Genomic DNA, 6,667 nt, shown 5'->3' with positions numbered 1-6,667 from the left:
TCTCTTTGCTACTACGGCCCTGGTTGCTTCGGCTGGCTTCGCAGCTGCAGAAGTTTCGCTGTCGGGTTCGGCTGAAATCGGCATCTTCGACAACGGCACTTCGGACGCTCAGTTCCACAGCGACATGGACGTAACCTTCTCGCTGTCCGGCGAAACCGACAACGGCCTGACCTTCGGTGCGACCATCGATCTGGACGAAGTTGGCGACGACGATGACGTTGCTGGCGTTCCGGCTGGCGACCCGATCGCTGCTGCTGGTGTTGGTGAAGAACACTCGGTCTTCATCTCGGGCGGCTTCGGCACCGTAACCATGGGCGACACCGACGGTGCGCTGGACTGGGCGATGCAGGAAGTTAACCTGGTTGGCGGTTCGATCCAAGACGACGAAACCATCCACGCTGGCTTCAACGGCAACGCTGGCCTGGACGGCTCGAACGACGGTCAAGTACTGCGTTACGACTACTCCTTCGGCGCTTTCGCTGTAGCTGCTTCGGTTGAACTGGACGACGCTGGCACCGCTGACGACGTTTACGCAATCGGCTTCAAATACGACGCTGACCTGGGCGGCATCGCTCTGGGCTTCGGTCTGGGTTACCAAGACGGTGGCGCAACCTTCGGCGACATCACCGGTGTTTCGGTTGACGCTGACTTCGGCAACGGCTTCGTTGCTGGCCTGAACTACTCGGACTTCTCGACCGGTAACGACCACCTGGGTCTGGGTGTAGGCTACACCATGGACGCACTGTCGATCGGCGTAAACTACGGTGAGTTCGACACCGGTGCAGACGGCTTCGGCCTGGCTGTTAACTACGACCTGGGCGGCGCAGTCGTTCAGTTCGGTTACGGCGACAGCTCGACCGGCACCGACACCTACTCGCTGGGTATCGCAATGTCGTTCTAATCGGTTCTCCGATTTGAATGCGCGGGCTCTCCTTTCGGAGAGCCCGTTTGCGTTTTAGCCGTAATTACAAAAAGTTAGAGACTTTCTCGACTTCGCCATGCAGGCGATCCGGCAGCAAATGCGCATAACGTTCGGTCATCGAAATGTGGTGATGGCCCAACAGTTTCTGAACGTCATAGATGGTTGAGCCGTTGTTGATCAGCAAGCTCGCAAAGGTATGACGCAAATCGTGGATCCGCACCGTGTCCAGATCCGCCGCATCCCGCGCCCGATGCCAAGCGGCGTAAAAACTATCATAACAGGTCTTGGTCTTGGGGTTCGTGAACACGAAGTCATCTTCTGTGATTCCCGTTCCGATCTCACGCGCTGTTTCACGGGTGCGATCAAGCACCTCGCGCGCGGCCTGGCTGAGGATGATCCGACGACTGCGGCCGTTTTTACTCTTAGGCACGATCCATACACCGCGCTCCAGATCGAAATCCGACCACTTTGCCTTCCGCGCCTCACCGTTTCGTGCACCGGTCAACGCCAAGAGACGCACGAAATGCCCAAGATACGGATGCGGATCGCTGTCACAGGAGTGCAGTAGCCGACGCAGCTCCCCCTGTGAAAGAAAGTGCTGCTTGTAGTCACCCAAAGAAAGGCGCTCCAACAAAAGCTGCGAATATTGGGAATGCGAGATAAAGCCCCAATGGCTGGCCAATTTGATAATTCTATTCAGCAGAAAGACGTGTTTGTTTACCGTACTGCGCTTGTACCCAAGGGCAATTTGCGCCGCCATCCAATCGTCGACCATAATCCGCGTGATATCGGCAAGCTTTACTGTCCCCAATTTCGGTCGGATATGCTTGTCATATGTCAGGCGATCATGTTCCGGATATTTTTTCTTTACCAGAATATGCGGGTAAACCCGTTCGTCGAAAAATTGGTTCAACGTGACATTCCCCATATCTTCTGGAGAAATAAGCGCGTCTTTCAAACGTTTTACTAAGCTCATCGATGCCTTCCTCAAATGACGCTGGGTGCGTCGTTACTCCCCGACCTACCTCGAGAGCAAATCGGGTGGCGTTCGAGCAAGGAGTTTCACATTCCACCCGGTCCCAGCATCTGGACTGTGACCGAATTACCGCGAATTTCTGCAGCTGCGAACGGATTTAAGGTAGCAGTTATGACCTATATGCGCCGCTTACGTTCGCGTGAACTTTGTAAAACTCACAGGAATTTTTACGCTTTTAATCCCAGTTTTTTTTCGAAAAAAAGCGCGATCTATTTTCCAAATTAAATCCGGGATTATTCCCATTTTTTCTAACTTTTCCGCTCCATCTTCCACCGCGCAGCAGATCGAAGGCGACAAACAAGTTAACACATGCAATAATTGGATCATCCCAGCGTGACGCTCTGATTCGGTCGCGCATTTATCGGCCGCTATCCTTCGGCCATTCGAAAATCTTGTCGTATGCGTTACCAATATTCACGTTCCCGTGAATTTTTTGAAATAGCGGTGTTCTGTTTCCGCCCCACCGAACCCTGAATTCCATATTTCTGCACAGCTTTATAAATATTGGCGAACAGACTTTCATGTGTTTTTTCTCACTCACCACCACCTCCTGACGCCTTTCGGCCTCTCGCAGAAGAAGGTATCGTCATGCGATATCTTCGCCGCGATCGCCCCAAGGACACGTCATGCTAAACAAGCTTGAGATGCTCATTGCCCTCTCCAAGGAACGGCATTTTGGCCGTGCGGCGGCGCATTTGGGCATCACACAACCGACCCTATCCGCCGGAATTCGCCAGCTGGAGGATCAGTTCGGCGTCAAATTGGTCCATCGCGGATCACGCTTTGGCGGCCTCACGCCCGAGGGGCAGCGCGCCCTGATCTGGGCGCGTCAGATCGTCGGTGACGCCCGCAAGATGCGCGAAGAGATGCGCGCAACGCGTGACGGCCTGTCTGGCCACCTGCGCCTAGCCGTTGTTCCCACGGCCCTGACATGGGCGTCCGATTTGGTGTGCCGTGTCAATCAAACCTATGGGAATATTACATTTTCCGTTCTGTCTCGCTCCTCGACCGAAATCCTGCAAATGCTGGATGATCTCGAAATCGACGCGGGCCTGACCTACCTCGACAATGAACCTTTGGGCCGCGTGACGACCGTTCCGCTCTACCAAGAGCACTATGTCCTGATCTGTCGCCCCGATCACGCGCTGGCCGGTCAGACCAATGTCACGTGGGATCAGCTCGCGACCTGCCGTCTGTGCCTGCTGACGCCCGACATGCAGAACCGGCGCATCATTAACCATCAATTCCAGAGCGTTGGCGCCGAGCCGACCGCGTTGATTGAGTCAAACTCGACCGTCGTGTTGACCCGCAACGTGATGAACGGGGATTGGGCGACGATCCTGCCCACGAACATGGCCGAGTTTCTGGTTGGTGAACGCGATCTGACCATGGTGCCGATCACGCAGAGCCCGCCCTGCCCGACTGTGGGCCTTGTCGCGCCGCATCAAGAGCCGTTTACGCCCGTGCTACAGGCGTTCTTGGACACGGCACGCCCTCTGGCAAGTCTCTAGCCGCCCTCAATCCACCTGAAACCGCGAAAAGCTAAGCGAGATGTGCGCATGGCGGAGATGCCCGACGGCGTCCAGATCGCGGGCCTCAAGCGCGGCGACGATCTGGGCGGTTTCATTGGCGTAGATCTCGATCTCTTGCATCAGATCCAGACGCGAGGCCGTGACCTGTTGTATCCAGATGCGCGCGGTTCGGAAGTAGAGGCGCTCACTAATCTCCCGCAGCGGAGCGTTTTCGGTCAGGCCCAGCAGGGCCAGAAACATATCGCTGTCCAACTGCGCAAAGGCCCGCGCCGACGGGGTGGATTTCAACGCCTTCGCCCGCTCGTTCAGGTCGCGGAACCGATCAATCACCGCATCCGTGACAGGCACTGGGTCCAGCCGCGCATAGAGCAGCACCAGTTCCTGACGCAGGCGATAAACCTGCCCCAGCTCGCGCGGATCGACGTCCGTGACCAAGGTCCCGACCCCGTGGACCGATTGCACCAACCCCTCATCCTCTAGCCGCGCCAGAACGCGGCGCAGGGGCGTACGGGAGACATCGAATTCCTCGGCCAAGGCGACCTCGGACAGGCGCTTGCCCGGCGGGTAATCCAGCCCACAAATCCGATCGCGGATTTCGGCGTGGATCGTGTCCAAACGGTCGCGCGCGGTGCTGTTTTGGGTCTTGGTCACATCAGGTCCCGGCAAGGCGATCAAGCATGGTTAGACACGAATCCAGTTGATCAACCGATAGAAATTCGTCTGGCTTATGGGCCTGATCAATAGACCCCGGACCGCAGATCACCGCATCCATGCCAATGGATTGGAACAACCCCGCCTCCGTTCCGAACGGGACGGTTTGCGCCGCATTCGCGCCCGTCAGGCGAAACATCAAATCCCGCGCGGCGTTGTGCTCCATCGGGGTCAGACCCGCGACCTCACCAATGATTTCAGTCTCTATCTCAGCCCAATTCGCCACACGACGCATATCAGGCAACAGAACGTCACCGACATAATCACGCAGGTCGTTCAGGACGAATTCATGATCCTCAGGCACCACGGGGCGCATTTCCCATTCCAGAACCGCACGGGCGGCGATGACGTTATGCGCGCTGCCTCCATGCAAACTGCCGACGTTGATGGTGCTGTGGGGCGGGTCAAAGCGAGAGTCCGGCGGGCACCGGTCGATCAGGGCCTGCCGTAGCTCCATCAGACGGTTGATATAGCGCACCGCGTATTCCACGGCGTTCACCCCGCGATCGGGGGCCGACCCGTGCCCCGCCGCGCCGGTAAAGGTGACGGTGTATTCACAGCACCCTTTGTGACCCTCAATCACCTGCATCATGGTCGGCTCACCAATCAAGGCGATGGACGGACGCACCGGACGCGCGGCCAGCAGGTCGATCAGCGACTGCGCCCCGATGCATCCGACCTCTTCGTCATAGGTGAATGCGAAATGGATCGGGCGTTTCGTGGCGGCATCACGCAGGACATCCACCTTGGCCAGCGTCGCCGCGATGAACCCCTTCATGTCGCAGGTCCCGCGTCCGAACAGGTTGCCGTCCACCTCGACCATTTTGAACGGATCGCGGGTCCAGTCCTGATCGGCAACGGGCACAACATCGGTGTGCCCCGACAGGACGATCCCGCCGCCCTGATCCGTGGAGCCCATCGTGGCGAACAGGTTGGCCTTGGTCCCGTCGGGATTTTGCTGCACCTCAACTGTGGCACCCGCATCCTCCAACAGGTTGGCGACATAGGCGATCAGGTCGAGGTTGCTATCGGCGGACACGGTCGGAAAGGCGATCAGGTCCGACAGGATGCCATGACACCGTTGGCGATCATCCATCGTGCATCAGTCCTTTACGAACAGTTTGCGTTCGACGTTACACAGGGCCTCGGCCGGACCGTCCTCACGGATCAGGATGGTTTCCGTGGTCTCGAGACCCCAATCGTCCATCCACAGCCCCGGCATGAAATGGAACGTCATCCCCGGTTCCAAAACGGTTTCATCCATCGCCCGCAGGGACACGGTGTGTTCACCCCAATCCGGCGGGTAGGACAGCCCGACGGCATAGCCACAGCGGTTGGGCCGTTCGATCCCGACCTTCAACAGCTCGGTATCCAGCGCCCGCGCAATGTCACAGGCGCGGTTACCGGGGCGGGCGACCTCAATCCCCGCGTTCAACCCCTCGGTCAGTGCGGCCGAGGCATCGGCCATAAACTGGGGCGGTTTGCCAAAGAAAATCGTCCGGCTGAGGGGCGCGTGATAGCGACGATAGCATCCCGATTGTTCGATAAACGTCGCCTCGCCCTTTTTCAGGGCCTCGCCGTTCCATGTCAGGTGCGGCGCGCTTGCGTCCTCACCCGAGGGCAAGAGCGGCACAATCGCCGGATAATCGCCCCAGCTGTCATCCTCGCCCTGTACCGACGTTTTGAACAATTCCCCCACCAGATCGTGCTTGCGCATACCAGGCTCGGCGATCTCGACCGCGCGCCCGATGACCAGTTCCGAAATCCGCGCGGCGCGGCGCATGAACGCAAGTTCCTCGTCGGATTTGATCAGCCGCTGCCAGTTCACAAGGGTCGAGGCATCGACCAGTTGCGCGTCTGGCAGACCCTCGGCCAGCACAGCAAAGGCGCGGGCCGTGAAATAATAGGTCTCCATCTCAACGCCGATATTCTTGTCCCCGAATCCCATAATCCGAAGGTGGGACGCCAGATCTTCCATCGGGTGAATGTCGGGTGCCTGAATATAGCGGTCGGCGTAATAGATGATCTTGTCATCTTGCATCCAGACGGTGCGACGCGCGCCGTTGGCATCCTGTAGACGTCCCCACCAGATCGGATCACCCTCAAGCGACAGGATCACCCCTTGGTGGACGTAGAATGACCACCCGTCATAACCGGTCAGCCAGTTCTGATTCGACGGGTTGGTGATGAACATGACATCGATTCCCGCCTCGGCCATTGCGGTGCGGACCAGACGGATTCGGCGGTCATATTCAGCTTGTGAAAACGGTGCGTTCTCAATCGGCATGGTGTTCCCCAATATTTGTGCACAACACCCCCGCCAATTCGCGCAACCGCACGTTGATAGCCCCAGTTTCGGGTGAAATAGCGTGTTTCTGACTTGACTTCGGTCGGCGCCCGCGTGTGTTGTACACAACATTGAGGGGCTTTTTGACTGGCGCGTCAATTGCAAATCGTCCGGCGTGG

The 6,667-nt window shown here is 57.9% G+C and carries 6 protein-coding genes; 2 read left to right on the top strand and 4 right to left on the bottom strand.

Features of this window, described 5'->3' with window-relative positions:
• Positions 1 to 901: porin (locus R1W00_RS17230; protein ID WP_317264012.1), on the top strand; the 901-nt coding region annotated here is incomplete at its 5' end.
• Between the two features lie 64 nt (positions 902 to 965).
• Here R1W00_RS17230 and R1W00_RS17225 read toward each other — a convergent pair.
• A complete protein-coding gene (locus R1W00_RS17225) occupies positions 966 to 1,898 on the bottom strand; it encodes a site-specific integrase (RefSeq protein ID WP_317264011.1) in 933 nt (310 codons plus the stop codon).
• A 686-nt stretch (positions 1,899 to 2,584) separates the two neighbouring features.
• On the opposite strand from R1W00_RS17225, the gene R1W00_RS17220 reads away from it, so the two are divergent.
• Positions 2,585 to 3,469 carry a LysR family transcriptional regulator gene (locus R1W00_RS17220; protein ID WP_317264010.1) on the top strand — a complete coding sequence of 295 codons (885 nt, stop codon included), beginning with the start codon at positions 2,585 to 2,587 and terminating at the stop codon, positions 3,467 to 3,469.
• A gap of 6 nt (positions 3,470 to 3,475) precedes the next feature.
• Here the strand turns inward: R1W00_RS17220 and R1W00_RS17215 are convergent, their stop codons facing one another.
• Genes R1W00_RS17215 through R1W00_RS17205 form a run of 3 tightly spaced genes read right to left on the bottom strand, consistent with a single transcriptional unit; the run spans position 3,476 to position 6,488 of the window.
• On the bottom strand, positions 3,476 to 4,141 hold the full coding sequence (locus R1W00_RS17215) for a GntR family transcriptional regulator (RefSeq protein ID WP_317264009.1): 666 nt from the start codon (positions 4,139 to 4,141) through the stop codon (positions 3,476 to 3,478).
• Between the two features lies 1 nt (position 4,142).
• A complete protein-coding gene (argE, locus tag R1W00_RS17210; RefSeq protein WP_317264008.1) occupies positions 4,143 to 5,297 on the bottom strand; it encodes an acetylornithine deacetylase in 1,155 nt (384 codons plus the stop codon).
• Positions 5,298 to 5,303: 6 nt separating this feature from the next.
• Entirely contained in the window at positions 5,304 to 6,488 is a 1,185-nt protein-coding gene (locus tag R1W00_RS17205; protein ID WP_317264007.1) for a M24 family metallopeptidase, read from the bottom strand.
• Between the last annotated feature and the right edge of the window lie 179 nt (positions 6,489 to 6,667).

Origin of the sequence: Rhodovulum sp. FJ3, assembly GCF_032918305.1 — a bacterium.
In the GTDB taxonomy this organism is placed as follows: Bacteria; Pseudomonadota; Alphaproteobacteria; order Rhodobacterales; family Rhodobacteraceae; genus SAT37.
Note: the sequence above shows the minus strand (reverse complement) of the source record. Positions and strands in the feature narration are given on the sequence as shown.